The following is a 14,794-nucleotide window of genomic DNA, read 5'->3' as shown; positions in this document are numbered from 1 at the left end:
ATGCATGCGCCATTGGGCCAGGCATTTCAGGCTTGTGTGGAGCACGTGCTATCAGCGGGTGCTTCCTTTAGGGTTTTTGATATACACGCTGACGATGATGTATCCGCTTGGGTGCAGAAACTTGTGGCGTTTTATCGAGAAAAGCCCGATGCCCCAGTATTAATATTGTGCGATGTAGTAGGTGCTACACCGTTCAATATTGCCAGATTGGCACAGGCTGCCATGGCGCAAGAGGGTGGGCAGGCGGATGTGATCGTAGGTGCCAATTTGGGGATGGTGTTGAAGTCGGTTTGTGACCGTCAGACGGCTCCAGAGCAGTTTGTTGATGCCGTAAAGCAAAGCGCTGGCAAAGCCATTGCTGTGTTTAACGCAGACCTAGATAAAGACAAAATATAAAGAGAAAGGTAGATAGTCATGCCATCTATAGAAATAGTGATTAGCAACAAACTAGGGTTGCATGCCCGAGCAGCAGCAAAATTGACGCAAATGGCGTCACGCTTTAAAAGCGAAATCTTTATTTCTCGTCAAACCCATCGTGTGAATGCCAAAAGTATCATGGGTGTCATGATGCTAGCAGCCGGTTTGGGTGTGGCAGTCACTATTGATGCTGAAGGCGACGATGCCGAGCAAGCGCTGGCTGAAATCAAGCAGTTGTTTGAACAGAAGTTTGGCGAAGAGCAGTAGCCAAAAGAGGAGCAAAGGGGATGCAAGAGGCAACACAGAGCATCTGTACTACACCATCGGCCATGTTCTGTGCGCAAGGGCAGGGCGTGGTACGTGGCTATGCCATAGGTAGAGCAGTAGTAATGGGAGCGGCGGCGCTGGAAGTGCCGCATTACCGAGTGGCGGCAGAGGAAGTAGAGCAGGAGTGTGTGCGACTGTGTGCGGCCATGGATAAGGCGCGGGACGAAGTCAACGCCTTAGCATCGGGTTTGCCTGCTGATGCACCCAAGGAAATGGCATCGCTATTGGGGGTGCATGTACTGCTACTAGACGATCCGCAGTTGCGCTTGCAGACAATGGCGCTGATACGTGAGCGTTTTTATAACGCTGAGTGGGCGTTGACCACACAAGGGCAGTTATTGCAAGAGCAGTTTTCCGCGATGGAAGACGAGTACTTGCGTGAGCGTGGTGCGGATATACGCCAAGTCATAGAGCGAGTATTGCTGCTGTTGTCTGGCGCTAAGCCGTTGACGCTACATGCCTTAACGCAAGCCGATGATGAGCCGTTGATTGTTGTGGCGCGCGACATCGCTCCTGCTGACATGATGGGCTTGCGTGAAGCGAAGTTTGCGGCCTTTTTGACAGACTTAGGTGGCCCTACCTCGCATACCGCGATTGTGGCGCGAAGTATGGCGGTGCCGGCCGTGGTGGGATTGGGTAATTTCCGCTCTTTGGTACGCGATGGCGATATGCTGATCGCTGATGGCTTTACGGGTGCGGTGATGGTAAACCCATCAGAACTCGTGTTGGAAGAGTACCGTCAGAAACAAGCCGAGTTTGCGCTGGCCAGAGCCAGTCTGGCCTCATTGCGTGATGCGCCATCTGTTACCTTGGATGGTATTGCTGTGCATTTGGAAGCCAATATTGAAATGCCTGAAGAGGCTGAGCAGGCGTTAGCGGCAGGGGCGCAAGGCATAGGTTTGTTTCGCAGTGAGTTCTTGTTCATGGGGCGTAGCACCTTGCCTGATGAAGAAGAACAGTACCAAGCTTATAAGGCTGTGCTAGAAGCTATGCAGGGTAAGCCTGTGACCATCCGTACCTTGGATATTGGCGCGGATAAGGTGCTCGATGGCGAGCAAACTGTAGCGACTAATCCCGCTTTGGGTTTGCGTGCAGTGCGGTATTGTTTGGCGAATCCTGATTTATTCCAAACACAGCTGCGTGCGTTGTTGCGTGCGTCCGTGCATGGTACGTTGCGCATTTTGGTGCCCATGATTTCTAGCATTAAAGAAGTGATTGCGGTGCGCCAGGCTATCAATGAAGCGAAACAGTCTTTATTTGCGCAGGGTATTACTGTTGCCGATACTATTCAGTTGGGCGCGATGGTAGAAGTCCCGGCTATTGCTATTGCGATAGAGCCATTTGCTGAAACCTTAGATTTTTTGTCTATAGGTACGAATGACCTAATCCAGTACATTATGGCCGTTGATAGGGGTGACTCTGAGGTGGCTGATTTGTACGACCCGCAGCACCCAGCTGTTTTGCGTGTGATTGCACAGACTATTAACGCGGGTGAACGCTTTAATACGCCAGTGTCGGTGTGTGGCGAAATGGCAGGCGACCCTATGTTAACGCGTTTGCTATTGGGCTTAGGGCTAACACGTTTCTCTATGCATGCTGCGCAGTTGTTGGATGTGAAGCGTGAAATTGTTACGGCGCATTCCAATGCTTTGCGTACGAAAGTGGCGGGGGCATTGAATAGGGCTGAGCGTTTGGATTTGGCAATTCTGCACTAGGAAAACGTAGGCAGAGGTTGGCTGTTATGGCGCAACTTTCTCTATCCCTTAGGCTTTATATGAATGGTAAAAAATTTCACGTAACTTTTTACCATTTTTAAATTTTGTTTCGAACATAAGACTGGTTTATAACGTAGCTCACCAGTAGAATGAGAATTGTTTTCGCTTCAAGCCTGTTTGTCGCGTCTGGTTTGAAGTATGTTGTTACACTACGTGGATCATGTAAGGATAGTTATGAAAAAGACTCGTTCGCATCTTGCCGTATTTGCCGCTGTTGCTTCACTGAGCCTGCTGGCCGCGTGCTCGGAAGGTGAGGATAAAAAAGCTGCTCCAACGCCTGCAGCTGCTCCTACTGCGCAACAGGCAGAGGTCGTAGTTGAAGAATCCGTTGAAGTGGTAAAAGAGTCTGCTGATAACGCAGCAGAAACAGTGAAACAAGAGGCTGATAAAGCCGAAGAAAAGGCTGACGAAACTACTCAAGCAGCCGAAAGCGAAGCTGATGCTACTAAAAGCAAAGTAGACGAAGCAATGGACGCAGTTGGTAAAAAAGCCGACGAGCTGAAAGATGCTACAGCTGAAGCAGCTAAAGACGTAGGTGAAGCCATTGAAAGTGGCACCGCTAAAGCTGACGAAGCTATTCAAAATGCTGTAGGTAACGGCGACAAAAAATAATCCTGTATTCTCACAGGAGTAGAAAATGGCTGCCCTAGGCAGCCATTTTTTTATACACTGATGCCATTGCACTATGAATCAAAGGAATAAGCATGAATCCTCGTACCGATTGGTTGAATGATCTACAGAAAAACGTCTCCGACCTTATTGCCAAAAGTCCGGCTGCCGATATAGAAAAAAATGTGCGTGCGATGATGACTCAGGCTTTTTCACGCATGGATTTACTGACTCGTGAAGAGTTCGATACACAAAGCGCGCTGTTGGATCGTGCGCTACAACGTATTGCTGCACTGGAAGCTCGTGTGCAGGCGTTGGAAGACGCTGCAGCGGGTAAATAAGTCAGTCGTCAGTAGGTAACATGGCGGATGGCTAAAGGTAGGCGTATCGGCATGTGATGGGGCGATATAGCGGCACACTCTAACTTTGGTTTTTGAGTGTGCGCTATGTCGTTAGCAGTAGTGAATAGTTGTGTCCTCATGGGCATGCAACCTCACGCAGTACAGGTAGAAGTACATATAGGGGCAGGGTTACCTGCTTTTAGTGTGGTGGGCTTACCTGATACTGGTGTTCGAGAGAGTCGTGAGCGGGTGCGTTCAGCCCTGCAAAGTAGTGGATTCAATTTTCCTGTAGCACGTATTACAGTGAATTTGGCGCCTGCCGATTTACCTAAAGACGCTGCGCATTTTGATTTGCCTATTGCGATAGGAATTTTGTTGGCATCAGGCCAATTGGCAGTGGAAAGTGAGCACTCGCCTTCGGTGCCGTTATGCATAGATCACTATATGCTTGCAGGCGAGTTATCGCTCACTGGGGCGTTGTTGCGTTTGGCTGCGCCGGTAGCAGTCGCATGGAGTGCCGCAAAACTAGGCTTTAGGCAACTGATTGTGCCGCAAGTGTGTGCGGCTATGGCTGCACAAGTTAGTGAAGTGCAGGTCTATGGGGCAAGTAGCGTGCGTCAGCTTGTGGAGGCTTTGCTTACGCATGAGCTAACCTGTGCCTTACCCGAGCCGGCGGTTATAGCAGATTCGCTGTCTGCGGGGTTATGTATGTCAGAGGTGAAAGGGCAGCAACAAGCCAGGCATGCGATAGAGGTGGCGGCAGCGGGTAGGCACAATGTGTTGCTACGTGGAACGCCTGGTGTAGGTAAAAGCATGCTGGCACAGCGCTTGATCACAGTGCTGCCAGAATTATCAGAAACGCAGCGTTTGGATGTGGCTGTGCTGGCAGGGGGGGCTGGCAGGTCTGAGCCTGTGAATGCGTTGCCACCGTTTCGATCGCCTCATCATTCTGCATCGACGGTGGCCTTAGTGGGTGGCGGCTCACAGCCTAAGCCAGGCGAGATATCGCTGGCGCACCACGGCGTGTTGTTTTTGGATGAGGTGGCAGAGTTCGGTGGGCGCGCATTAGAGGCTTTGCGTGAACCGCTAGAAACGGGTGGGATCACAATAGCCCGAGCTGGGCGTAGTGTGTGGTTCCCGGCGGACTTTCAACTGGTAGCGGCGATGAATCCGTGTCCATGTGGATGGTTGGGGCACGCGGTGCAGCAGTGTCTGTGTACGCCTGAACGTATAGAGCGTTATAGGGCTAAATTATCAGGGCCTTTCATGGATAGGTTGGATTTATGCATCAACCTAAAGGTAGAAATTGAGGTGCTAGATTCCTCTGCCGTAATGGAAAGCTCTGTGCAAATACGCAAACGGGTAGCGAGTGCGCAGGCCATACAACAGCAGCGGCAAGGCTGTTTAAATAGTAGGCTAGACGAAGAGGGCGTGGCGCTTTATGCAGGCTTGGGTGATGAGGCAGAGCATTTGTTGCGCCAGTGCATTAGGCGGTGGGGGTGGTCTGGGCGCAGCGTGCAGCGGGCTAAAAAAGTTGCTCGTACCCTTGCTGATCTAGCTGAGTCTGAGCACATACAGACCGAGCATCTGGCGATGGCCATACAATATCGTGGCTAAAGTTTGAATTGGCTAGACATTTTTTCGGTATCTTTCTATAATTATTAGCTTTTCAAGGGTTTGGCTTTGGCCAATGTGGTTCCCCTAGAAAAAACAATAAGTGTCATGTCGGTTATCAAGTGCAGCGCTATCAGTTTGGCCTGTCACCGCCAGTCACAACTTTACTAGAGTGTCATCATGCCTAAAATGAAAACGAAGAAAAGTGCTTCCAAGCGCTTTATTGTTCGTGGTAGTGGCTCCATTAAACGGGGTCAGGCGTTCAAGCGTCACATCCTTACCAAGAAAACTACTAAAAACAAACGTCAATTGCGTGGTGCAGTTGAAGTTCATAAATCTGATGTGTCCGCTGTAAAAGCGATGCTTCCTTTCGCCTGATAACGGAGAACTACTACTATGTCACGTGTTAAAGGTGGTGTAACAGCCCACGCTCGTCATAAAAAAGTTTTGGCTGAAGCCAAGGGTTTCCGTGGTCGCCGCGGTACGTCTTATCGCGTAGCCAAACAGGCTGTGATGAAGGCCGGTCAATATGCATACCGCGACCGTCGTAATCGCAAACGTGTATTCCGCGCACTGTGGATTGCTCGTATCAACGCTGCATGCCGTGAGTTGGGTGTAACATACAGCCAGTTTATCGCAGGCATGAATAAAGCTAATATCGAGTTGGATCGTAAAGTTCTGGCTGATATGGCTGTAAATGACAAAGCAGGCTTCGCCGCTGTGGTAGCTCAGGCTAAAACCGCTCTGGCAGCTTAATCGGCTTATCGTCGTTTAGTATAGATGGCAAACGGGGCTCTGCATGGGCTCCGTTTGTTTTTGGTAAAGGCAAAACACACCATGACGTTCTCTGTAGAAGATTTTATTGCGCGTGCTCAGTCTCAATTTGCTGAGGCTCAGGATGCTGCATCGCTGGAAAATGCCAAAGCCCGTTTTCTGGGCAAGCAGGGCGAAATTACAGCATTGCTGAAAGGGCTAGCAACCTTGTCTCCCGAAGAAAAAAAAGAAGAAGGGGCAAGAATTAATCAGTTAAAACGTCAGGTTGAAGATTTATTAAATGCTCGCCGTGCTGAAATGGCACAAGCTGAGCTGAACAAAAAGCTGACTGCAGAAGCGATTGATGTCACGCTGCCAGGCCGAGGTCGTGCCATGGGTGGTATTCACCCGGTGATTCAGACTTGGCAACGTGTAGAGCAGATTTTTGGCTCTATTGGTTTTGGTGTGGCAAATGGCCCCGAAATCGAAAATGACTGGACTAACTTTACCGCGCTGAACAGCCCGGAAAATCACCCCGCGCGCTCTATGCACGATACGTTCTACATCGACATGAACGATGAGAGCGGCTTGCCATTGCTGCTGCGCACACACACCAGTCCTATGCAAGTGCGCTACGCACGTATGCATAAACCCCCTATTAAAGTGATTGCTCCTGGCCGCACCTACCGTGTAGACAGCGATGCAACACACTCGCCTATGTTCCACCAAGTGGAAGGTTTGTGGATTGCTGAAGATATTTCTTTTGCAGACCTCAAAGGCGTGTATACCGATTTCTTGCGTACCTTCTTTGAAAGCGACGATTTGGTGGTGCGTTTCCGCCCATCTTTCTTTCCCTTCACGGAGCCCTCTGCTGAAATTGATATGATGTTTACCAGTGGTCCTAACCAAGGTAAATGGCTGGAGATTTCTGGTTGCGGACAGGTACACCCCAACGTAGTGCGTAATTTTGGATTAGACCCTGAGCAATACATTGGTTTTGCTTTTGGCTCTGGCTTGGAACGCCTGACGATGTTGCGTTATGGTGTTAACGACTTGCGTCTGTTTTACGAAGGCGATTTGCGTTTCTTGCGCCAATTCGCCTGATAAGACTCTGAAGGCCCTTCACCTCCAAACGCTACGGCAACTTTTTACGCTTACGTATTCATCATGTTAATTTCAGAATCCTGGCTTCGTTCTTTTGTTAATACCACTTTGGATGCCGATGCACTGGCTCACCAGTTGACCATGGCAGGGCTAGAGGTAGAGGATGTCTTTACCGCTGCACCCGCTTTTACTGGCGTAGTGGTAGGCCACATTGTTAATGTGGCTCCTCACCCCGATGCAGACCGTTTGCGCGTGTGCAAAGTGGACGACGGCTCAGGTGAGTTGCTGCAAATTGTGTGCGGCGCACCGAATGCGGCAGAAGGTTTGCGCGTACCAGTCGCTCGTATTGGTGCAGAACTGCCTGGTGGCATGACAATTGGTGCAGTAAAAATGCGTGGCGTGCCTTCTGCAGGTATGTTGTGCTCTGCTCGTGAGTTGGGGTTGTCTACAGATCACGAAGGCCTAATGGAGCTACCCGCTAGCGCACCAGTAGGCACAGATATTCGTGAATATCTAGATCTAGACGACACCGTGTTCGAACTAAAAATGACGCCTAATCGTGCAGATTGTTTGTCTGTGTTGGGTGTGGCACGTGAAGTAGCAGCACTGAATGAGCTGCCCCTAAACGTACCTAGCTGCGCGCCTGTAGCGGTTAGCATTAACGATCAGGTTGCGGTAGATGTACAAGCGCCTGACTTGTGTGGCCGTTTTGTAGGTCGTGTGATTAAAGGTGTGAACGCACGCGCTGAAACACCAGATTGGATGAAGCGCCGTTTGGAGCGCTCAGGCCAGCGTCCAGTGTCGGCGTTGGTAGATATCTCCAACTACGTCATGCTAGAAATGGGCCGTCCTTCCCACGTATTTGATTTGTCCAAGCTGCAAGGCGGTTTGGAAGTGCGTTGGGCCAAAGAAGGCGAGAAATTAGAACTGCTGAGCGGCAAAGTAATTGATCTGAACGACAAAGTAGGCGTGATCGCTTGCAACGGCAAGATTGAAAGCTTGGCAGGTATCATGGGTGGTGAAGACACCGCTGTGACACTAGACACTACCGATGTGTTCTTGGAGTCTGCTTTCTGGTGGCCAGAGGCCATCATGGGCCGCGCTCGTGAGTACAAATTCTCGTCTGATGCCAGCCACCGTTTTGAGCGTGGTGTGGATTTCGATCACATTACTGAACACGTTGAACGCATTACGGCGTTGATTCTGGATATTTGCGGTGGCCAAGCAGGCCCGGTTGATGACATCCAGCGTAAGCTGCCAGCACGTGAGCCTGTCTCTATGCGTTTGGCGCGCTGCCATAAAGTGTTGGGTGTGCCGGTATCCGAAGAACAGGTGACACGCATTTTCCAACGCTTGGGCTTTGAGTTCCAATGTAAGGATCAGGTGTTTACGGTTGTGCCGCCTAGCTACCGTTTCGATATGCAGATCGAAGAAGATCTTATCGAAGAAGTGGCACGTATCTACGGTTTTGAAAACTTACCTGATGTGCCGCCTGTAGCGCGAGCCGCCATGTACGAGGAACCTGAATCCTTGCGCGGCCCACACGCATTGCGTGCCAGCATGGCAGCGTTGGATTTCCAGGAAGTCATTAACTACTCTTTCGTAGAAGAAGAGTGGGAGAAGAATTACCACGGCAATCAAGATCCTGTGCGGTTGTTGAACCCTATTGCTAGCCATTTGGCCGTAATGCGTTCTTCGCTGTTGGGCGGTTTGCTGGCCAACATTGAGTACAACGCTAAACATCGTCAGCCGCGTGTGCGTGTGTTTGAGTTGGGGCGTGTGTTCCGTCGTGATGCCAGCGTGCAAAGCAGTGATTTGGAAGTGGCTGGTATCGCTCAACCCACACACTTGGCTGGTGCAGCATGGGGGCAAGCGTTCCCAGAGCAGTGGGGCATGGCGAAGCGTAACGTTGATTTCTTTGACGTCAAAAAAGATGTAGAAACACTGTTTGCTGGCAAAGCACAAGATTTGCGCTTCGTGGCAGCAGAGCATCCTGCACTGCACCCAGGTCGCAGCGCACGCATTGAGCTAGACGGTAAAGCGGTAGGTTTCATTGGCGAACTGCATCCAGCATGGTTGCAAAACATGGATATCTCTACAGCACCAGTGGTTTTTGAGGTGGATGTAGAAGCCTTGTCGCACAAAGATTTGCCAGAAGCTAAAGCCTTGTCCAGACAGCCGGTGGTGCAGCGTGACTTGGCATTCTGGGTAAACAGTCAAGTGACTTACCAAAGCTTGGTGGATACCTTGCAAGAAACCGTGCGCCAGCATGAAAATCTTGCTATCGTTAAGGATATTCGCTTGTTTGATATTTGGCGCGATCCAGCAGACCCTGCTGAGCAGAGTTTGGCAATGCGTTTCTGGCTGCAATCGCCTGACAGCACTCTGGACGACGCCACAGTAGAACAAGCAATGCAACAGTTGTTAAAAGCGCTGGTTGATAATCACCAAGTACGTCAGCGCGCATAAGGAAGGGGAGAGGTATTCATGAATGTCAGCAGCACGCTTACTAAAGCAGAACTGACCGAATTGTTGTTCGACCACGTGGGGTTGAATAAGCGGGAAGCAAAAGACATTGTTGATACGTTTTTTGCCGAGATCCGCAATACGCTGGAACAAGGTGATGAAGTGAAACTGTCTGGGTTTGGTAATTTCCAGGTGCGCAATAAACCGCCGCGCCCTGGTCGTAACCCAAAAACCGGCGAGGTGATACCTATTTCAGCTCGTCGTGTAGTGACATTCCATGCCAGTCAGAAATTGAAAGCGGTAGTGGAAGATGTAGAACAGGTGGTTGAAGCCTGATCGCAGGTCCATGCTTTTTTGTCTCTCGCATTGATTAAGAACTCATCATGACGAATGTAGAAAATACTACGGCAAATCTGCCTCCTATTCCTGCCAAACGCTATTTCACTATTGGTGAGGTAAGCGAGCTGTGTTGTGTGAAGCCGCACGTGCTGCGGTACTGGGAACAGGAGTTCATGCAATTAAAGCCGGTAAAACGTAGAGGTAATCGACGTTACTACCAGCACCACGAGGTATTGCTGATTCGTCGTATTCGTAAGCTGCTGTACGAAGAGGGTTTCACCATCAGCGGTGCGCGTAATCGTCTGGGTGATGGTGTGGAAGTTCCTTACGATAGCGAAGCGGCAGTTCGTTTAAGCGGTGTAGAGCTACAAGGTCTGCGCCAAGAGTTGGAAAACGTCGCGAATGCGTTGGATCATGTGCTGACTAAAACAGCCGCCGCGCACTAAGATGGTTTTTCTGAATACAAAAGGGTCCGGCTTCTAGCCGGACTTTTTCTATGCAAAAAACGTGTATACGACAGCTAGCGCTAGCCGCACTGTTAGAGCCTGATCCACAAAAAAAATCGGAACTGGTGCGCCACATACAAGGTATTCAAACGCCTTTGGTGGATACGGCGGCATCTTATGTCGCCCCTATGGGTGTGCCTGGCCGACCTGATGCGCCACCTATTGTAGCGCCACAGAACGTGCCGCATCGTGGGTTGGGGGCGGTAGAGGGCAGGGCAGGGTTATTGCATGCCTTAGCGCATATTGAATTCAACGCCATCAATCTGGCGCTGGATATCATGTGGCGGTTCGCCGGCATGCCCGAAGCCTTTTATGGTGGATGGCTTAACGTTGCTGCCGAAGAGGTGTATCACTTTAACTTGCTACGCGATTACCTGCGTGAGCTGGGTTTTGATTATGGTTATTTCCCTGCGCATGATGGCCTATGGGATATGGCTGAGCGCACTGAAGATGATTTGTTAGCGCGGTTAGCCCTAGTACCTAGAACCTTAGAAGCCAGGGGCTTGGATGCCTGCCCTATTGTGCGTAATAGGCTGGCTCAAGTGGGGGATGAAAAAGGCGCTGCTGTTTTGGATATCATCTTGCGTGATGAGGTGGGGCACGTAGCGTTAGGCAATTACTGGTATCGCTGGCAGTGTTCGCAGCAAGGGGTAGACCCTATAGCGATGTATCCCATCATGGCAGAGAAGTTTCGTGCGCCCACCTTAAAAGGGCCGTTTAATATTCCGGCGCGCCTTGAGGCGGGTTTTGAGCAGGCAGAGTTAGAGTGGTTAGAGCAGCAGGACGCCGCCCGTAAGCGCAATCGCTAATGTCTATTCCGTTTAGGAGGCTTCACTGGCAGCGCCAGGGGCTTGCATAGCGGGAACTTCACCAAAGCGCACAATACGCCCAATAAACAGCACTGGCCCTTGAGGTTGTCCGGCGGCGGCCCCTTGGGCGCTTTCTAGTGTGATCTCAAAAACTTGATCGTTCTCAATAGTACCTATAAGGGAGACCGGCAGGGCTACAGGCTGGTTGGGGTCAATGAGCCCTAGTGAAGTTGGCTTAGGGTCAAAAGGGCGTTGCGTCCACAGTTGAGCGCTTTGGTTGGCGTCCAACTGTGTGTGTACTTTAGGTTCTAGTAGCAGGTTGCCTTCGGGGTCAGAGGTCATGACCCAGCCGGGTGTGGAGGATTGGCCAGGGGCCATCAAAATAGCGCCATAGCGTGGTGCCATTTCAATCACCGTAATGGGTGGTTTAGTGGGCAATAGGCTGATCACAATCAGCGCTACAGCAACTACCGCCAAGGCGATGGCAGCAATACGCCATGGCTTTGAGAGCTTCAACGTTAACGGCTTTTTGGGTTTGGCTGGTTTTTGCTGTTTGGCACGAGCTTGAGAACGTGGCTCGTCACGTTGAGCGGTGAAGCTTTCGGTGGGGGCAGGGGAGAAGTCGTTGTGTGCGCTGGTGGTGGCAGCAGGCGCAGCCGCTGCGGCATAACGCTGCTCGTCGTGGACGGGTTGGTCGTCACGGGCAGAGAAGCTGATGTGATGTAGGTCCTCTACATCTTCGGGCTCTGGTTCAGGCTCCGCAACGGCGATAGAGTCTTGTTCTTTGGCAGGGATCGCAAACGTAGAGGCGGCGTCGGCACGGTACAGCTTGGGCTGAAAGTTCTGGTGGTCGGATGTTTGGGCAGCGGTCAAGGCAATGGGGTTTAGCCCCAGCATTTCCTGTATGCGCACAAATAGTGCTTCAGAGGGAGGTTGCTGCTGCGGCAACAAGTCACACAACGCAATCAGATCTTGCTCCCAGCTCAGTGCGTCGTGCGCCGCTTGGTCATCATGTTGTAACAATGACTGTATCGCGTGTTGCTCAGTATCAGACAGCAAACCTAAGGTGTACTCGGCAATTTGTAGCTGCTGCTCATCTAATGAGGTGCTTTGACCGTGCAGTAGCTTGCGTAGCAAGGCTATACCCAAACGGGTGCGTCTACGTAATTGACTGACTGGGGTGTTTTCTCGCTGAGCGATATCTGCATAGTTTTTGCCCTGCAGGTAGGCCATCAGCAATACTTGTTTGGAGGTTTGGTCCAAGCGCGGGAAGTAAGCCAGTAACCCACTGCTGTAACGGTGGCTAGGGGTGCTGCTAGGCAGGTCTCCCGCGCTAGCTCCTCGCTGTTGATGTGCACGCGCGCGGTAACGCAAGATGCTGTATACCCACGCTTGGGCACTTCCTAGTGATGCGTCAAAGCCCAACGAGTTTTTCCACGCCAGTACAAATGTTTCGCAAGCCAGGTTTTCTGCTGCAGAGGGGCTGCCTAGCATAGACAAGGAATACGCCATAATGCGGGGCATTTCTTGGGTGTAAAGGTCAGCAAAAGCGCGTTGGTCGCCTTTGGCACAAAGCTGCAAGGCGGTGTTGAGATCGACGTGACGGGAAACCATGAGAGATGCTGCGTGCCAGAAAATGTAAACGAAACATCTATTGTAGGGGAAACTGTTGTTTAAAAGTGCTAAATCTTGCGCAGGGTGGGGGTAACAGTGATCTGCTTACCTAGGTGATTTGACGCATATAGTACCAAAGCAGTACCATATCCTTATTTGAGGCTTGCAAGAGATCGCGATATGCTGCGAATCAGCAAAATTATAGACTATGGAACCCTTGTTCTGACCCATATGGCGGGAGACCCCAGCCGTGTGTTCAGTGCATCGGAGCTCGCTACACTACTGGGGTTGGGGCAACCCACAGTCAGCAAAGTGTTGAAGCTGCTAAGTCAGGATGAGCTGGTCATCAGTACTCGTGGTGCGCGTGGTGGTTATACGCTCGCGCGGCCAGCTAATGAAATTAGCGTTGCGCAGATTATTGATGCTCTGGACGATCAGCCTTTCGGTATTACCGAATGTGTAGCGACTCCAGGCGCCTGTACTGTGGAATCAGATTGCCACATTCGTAGCAACTGGCAACGAATCAACGATATTGTACGTCGAACGCTGGAAGATGTCAGTGTTGCAGACATGATTCGGCCTTCGCCCTCAGAATTTCCTCTTAAACGTACGGTCTTGCAAGACCAAACACCCTTCACAGCACGCACTTCCAAAGTGGAGCTTTCTTGAATGAGTACTGTCAACGAACACCTCGATACGTTTCTCGATAGAGAATACGAAGCAGGTTTTGTGACGGATATTGAATCTGTCATCATCCCTAAGGGGCTAAATGAAGATACCATCCGCCTGATTTCTGCTAAAAAGCAGGAGCCCGAGTTTATGCTCGAATGGCGTTTGGCTGCTTATCGCCAATGGTTGAAAATGAAGTCGCCGACGTGGTCGGTGGTGAATTATCCTCCTATAGATTTCCAAGACATCAGTTATTACGCGGCCCCCAAAAGTAAGGATGATGGCCCTAAAAGTCTGGACGAAGTCGATCCAGAATTGCTGCGTACTTACGAAAAACTAGGCGTACCTCTGCATGAGCGCGCACGTTTGGCTGGTGTGGCAGTAGATGCGGTATTTGACTCCGTGTCGGTGGCGACTACCTTTAAAAAGCAGCTAGAAGACGTAGGCGTGATTTTCTGTGCCTTCTCTGAAGCCGTGCATAAATACCCAGAGCTTATTCGCAAGTACTTGGGTACGGTAGTTCCTACTACGGATAACTTCTATGCAGCGCTGAACTCCGCTGTGTTCTCCGACGGTTCGTTTGTGTTTGTTCCTAAAGGCGTACGTTGCCCCATGGAACTCTCTACCTACTTCCGTATTAATGCGGCCAATACAGGGCAGTTTGAGCGTACGTTGATCATTGCAGAAGAAGGTGCTTCGGTAAGCTACCTAGAAGGCTGTACGGCGCCCATGCGAGATGAAAACCAGTTGCATGCGGCAGTGGTTGAACTGGTCGCGTTGGATGATGCAAACATTAAATATTCCACCGTGCAAAACTGGTATCCCGGCGATAAAGACGGGGTGGGCGGTATTTATAACTTCGTGACAAAGCGTGGCGAATGCCGTGGCGCTCGTTCACGTATCTCTTGGACTCAGGTAGAAACGGGTTCTGCAATCACTTGGAAATACCCAAGTGTGATCTTGCGTGGCGATGACTCCGTAGGCGAGTTCTACTCGGTAGCGTTGAGTAATCACCGTCAGCAGGCAGATACCGGCACCAAAATGATACATATGGGTAAAAATACCCGTAGCACTATCATTTCTAAAGGTATTTCGGCTGGTGAGGGCATGAACACGTACCGTGGTTTGGTGCGTATTACCCCTAAAGCAGAAAATGCCCGGAATTTTACCCAGTGTGACTCCTTGCTGATTGGCAAGCGCTGTTCAGCTCATACCTTCCCAACCATGGAAGTGCAAAATCCTACGGCTAACGTCGAGCACGAAGCAACCGCATCCCGCATTGGCGAGGATCAGTTGTTCTATGCCATGCAGCGTGGGATTTCAGCTGAAGATGCCGTTTCCATGATCGTGAACGGTTTTTGCAAGGATGTTATTAAAGAGTTGCCAATGGAATTTGCAGTCGAGGCCCAAAACCTGCTCGGCGTAAGTTTGGAAGGCAGTGTAGGTTAAGG

Annotated in this window: 16 protein-coding genes; 15 read left to right on the top strand and 1 reads right to left on the bottom strand. The window is 50.7% G+C overall.

Features of this window, described 5'->3' with window-relative positions; all coding sequences use genetic code 11:
* From ACLPHM_RS04110 to ACLPHM_RS04050, 13 genes are all read left to right on the top strand, one after another.
* Entirely contained in the window at nt 1–396 is a 396-nt protein-coding gene (locus ACLPHM_RS04110; protein ID WP_430219996.1) for a PTS sugar transporter subunit IIA, read from the top strand.
* Between the two features lie 18 nt (nt 397–414).
* Nucleotides 415–684 (top strand): HPr family phosphocarrier protein, encoded by a 270-nt coding sequence (locus ACLPHM_RS04105; RefSeq protein WP_430219995.1) that lies wholly within the window; start codon nt 415–417, stop codon nt 682–684.
* Between the two features lie 20 nt (nt 685–704).
* Entirely contained in the window at nt 705–2,459 is a 1,755-nt protein-coding gene (gene ptsP, locus ACLPHM_RS04100) for a phosphoenolpyruvate--protein phosphotransferase (protein ID WP_430219994.1), read from the top strand.
* Nucleotides 2,460–2,693: 234 nt separating this feature from the next.
* Nucleotides 2,694–3,131, top strand: coding sequence for a hypothetical protein (locus ACLPHM_RS04095; protein WP_430219993.1), 438 nt, complete (start codon nt 2,694–2,696; stop codon nt 3,129–3,131).
* Between the two features lie 92 nt (nt 3,132–3,223).
* A complete protein-coding gene (locus ACLPHM_RS04090) occupies nt 3,224–3,469 on the top strand; it encodes an accessory factor UbiK family protein (RefSeq protein ID WP_135864440.1) in 246 nt (81 codons plus the stop codon).
* 105 nt (nt 3,470–3,574) lie between these two features.
* Complete coding sequence (locus ACLPHM_RS04085; protein WP_430219992.1) at nt 3,575–5,086, top strand: YifB family Mg chelatase-like AAA ATPase; 1,512 nt, start codon at nt 3,575–3,577, stop codon at nt 5,084–5,086.
* A gap of 177 nt (nt 5,087–5,263) precedes the next feature.
* Entirely contained in the window at nt 5,264–5,461 is a 198-nt protein-coding gene (gene rpmI / locus ACLPHM_RS04080; RefSeq protein ID WP_135864436.1) for a 50S ribosomal protein L35, read from the top strand.
* A gap of 18 nt (nt 5,462–5,479) precedes the next feature.
* Nucleotides 5,480–5,839, top strand: a complete 360-nt coding sequence (gene rplT, locus ACLPHM_RS04075) for a 50S ribosomal protein L20 (protein WP_135864434.1) — start codon at nt 5,480–5,482, stop codon at nt 5,837–5,839.
* Nucleotides 5,840–5,920: 81 nt separating this feature from the next.
* Entirely contained in the window at nt 5,921–6,940 is a 1,020-nt protein-coding gene (gene pheS, locus ACLPHM_RS04070) for a phenylalanine--tRNA ligase subunit alpha (protein WP_430219991.1), read from the top strand.
* A gap of 63 nt (nt 6,941–7,003) precedes the next feature.
* Nucleotides 7,004–9,409 (top strand): phenylalanine--tRNA ligase subunit beta, encoded by a 2,406-nt coding sequence (gene pheT, locus ACLPHM_RS04065; protein WP_430219990.1) that lies wholly within the window; start codon nt 7,004–7,006, stop codon nt 9,407–9,409.
* A gap of 18 nt (nt 9,410–9,427) precedes the next feature.
* Nucleotides 9,428–9,742, top strand: coding sequence for an integration host factor subunit alpha (locus ACLPHM_RS04060; protein WP_135866268.1), 315 nt, complete (start codon nt 9,428–9,430; stop codon nt 9,740–9,742).
* 47 nt (nt 9,743–9,789) lie between these two features.
* Nucleotides 9,790–10,191, top strand: coding sequence for a MerR family transcriptional regulator (locus tag ACLPHM_RS04055; protein ID WP_430219989.1), 402 nt, complete (start codon nt 9,790–9,792; stop codon nt 10,189–10,191).
* Between the two features lie 50 nt (nt 10,192–10,241).
* Entirely contained in the window at nt 10,242–11,060 is an 819-nt protein-coding gene (locus ACLPHM_RS04050) for a ferritin-like domain-containing protein (RefSeq protein WP_430219988.1), read from the top strand.
* A 12-nt stretch (nt 11,061–11,072) separates the two neighbouring features.
* Here ACLPHM_RS04050 and ACLPHM_RS04045 read toward each other — a convergent pair whose 3' ends face one another.
* The gene (locus tag ACLPHM_RS04045) at nt 11,073–12,674 is read right to left on the bottom strand and encodes an anti-sigma factor domain-containing protein (RefSeq protein ID WP_430219987.1); all 1,602 of its coding nucleotides are present in this window, start codon (nt 12,672–12,674) and stop codon (nt 11,073–11,075) included.
* A 180-nt stretch (nt 12,675–12,854) separates the two neighbouring features.
* Between ACLPHM_RS04045 and ACLPHM_RS04040 the strand changes: the two genes are divergently transcribed.
* Together ACLPHM_RS04040 and sufB are read left to right on the top strand one after the other, a co-directional pair.
* Nucleotides 12,855–13,343 carry an SUF system Fe-S cluster assembly regulator gene (locus ACLPHM_RS04040; protein WP_430219986.1) on the top strand — a complete coding sequence of 163 codons (489 nt, stop codon included), beginning with the start codon at nt 12,855–12,857 and terminating at the stop codon, nt 13,341–13,343.
* Nucleotides 13,344–14,792, top strand: a complete 1,449-nt coding sequence (sufB, locus tag ACLPHM_RS04035) for a Fe-S cluster assembly protein SufB (protein WP_430219985.1) — start codon at nt 13,344–13,346, stop codon at nt 14,790–14,792.
* The last annotated feature ends 2 nt before the right edge of the window (nt 14,793–14,794 follow it).

This window comes from Paenalcaligenes sp. Me131, assembly GCF_050487225.1.
Lineage (GTDB): Bacteria > Pseudomonadota > Gammaproteobacteria > Burkholderiales > Burkholderiaceae_B > Paenalcaligenes.
Note: the sequence above shows the minus strand (reverse complement) of the source record. Positions and strands in the feature narration are given on the sequence as shown.

Excerpts from the sequence above, each read along its gene's own strand:
- ACLPHM_RS04110 (WP_430219996.1), top strand. The coding sequence starts at position 1 with ATGCATGCGCCATTGGGCCAGGCATTTCAGGCTTGTGTGGAGCACGTG.
- ACLPHM_RS04045 (WP_430219987.1), bottom strand. The coding sequence starts at position 12,674 with ATGGTTTCCCGTCACGTCGATCTCAACACCGCCTTGCAGCTTTGTGCC.
- ACLPHM_RS04095 (WP_430219993.1), top strand. The coding sequence starts at position 2,694 with ATGAAAAAGACTCGTTCGCATCTTGCCGTATTTGCCGCTGTTGCTTCA.
- ACLPHM_RS04040 (WP_430219986.1), top strand. The coding sequence starts at position 12,855 with ATGCTGCGAATCAGCAAAATTATAGACTATGGAACCCTTGTTCTGACC.
- ACLPHM_RS04090 (WP_135864440.1), top strand. The coding sequence starts at position 3,224 with ATGAATCCTCGTACCGATTGGTTGAATGATCTACAGAAAAACGTCTCC.
- ptsP (WP_430219994.1), top strand. The coding sequence starts at position 705 with ATGCAAGAGGCAACACAGAGCATCTGTACTACACCATCGGCCATGTTC.
- rplT (WP_135864434.1), top strand. The coding sequence starts at position 5,480 with ATGTCACGTGTTAAAGGTGGTGTAACAGCCCACGCTCGTCATAAAAAA.
- ACLPHM_RS04085 (WP_430219992.1), top strand. The coding sequence starts at position 3,575 with ATGTCGTTAGCAGTAGTGAATAGTTGTGTCCTCATGGGCATGCAACCT.
- pheS (WP_430219991.1), top strand. The coding sequence starts at position 5,921 with ATGACGTTCTCTGTAGAAGATTTTATTGCGCGTGCTCAGTCTCAATTT.
- rpmI (WP_135864436.1), top strand. The coding sequence starts at position 5,264 with ATGCCTAAAATGAAAACGAAGAAAAGTGCTTCCAAGCGCTTTATTGTT.
- ACLPHM_RS04060 (WP_135866268.1), top strand. The coding sequence starts at position 9,428 with ATGAATGTCAGCAGCACGCTTACTAAAGCAGAACTGACCGAATTGTTG.
- sufB (WP_430219985.1), top strand. The coding sequence starts at position 13,344 with ATGAGTACTGTCAACGAACACCTCGATACGTTTCTCGATAGAGAATAC.
- ACLPHM_RS04105 (WP_430219995.1), top strand. The coding sequence starts at position 415 with ATGCCATCTATAGAAATAGTGATTAGCAACAAACTAGGGTTGCATGCC.
- ACLPHM_RS04055 (WP_430219989.1), top strand. The coding sequence starts at position 9,790 with ATGACGAATGTAGAAAATACTACGGCAAATCTGCCTCCTATTCCTGCC.
- pheT (WP_430219990.1), top strand. The coding sequence starts at position 7,004 with ATGTTAATTTCAGAATCCTGGCTTCGTTCTTTTGTTAATACCACTTTG.
- ACLPHM_RS04050 (WP_430219988.1), top strand. The coding sequence starts at position 10,242 with ATGCAAAAAACGTGTATACGACAGCTAGCGCTAGCCGCACTGTTAGAG.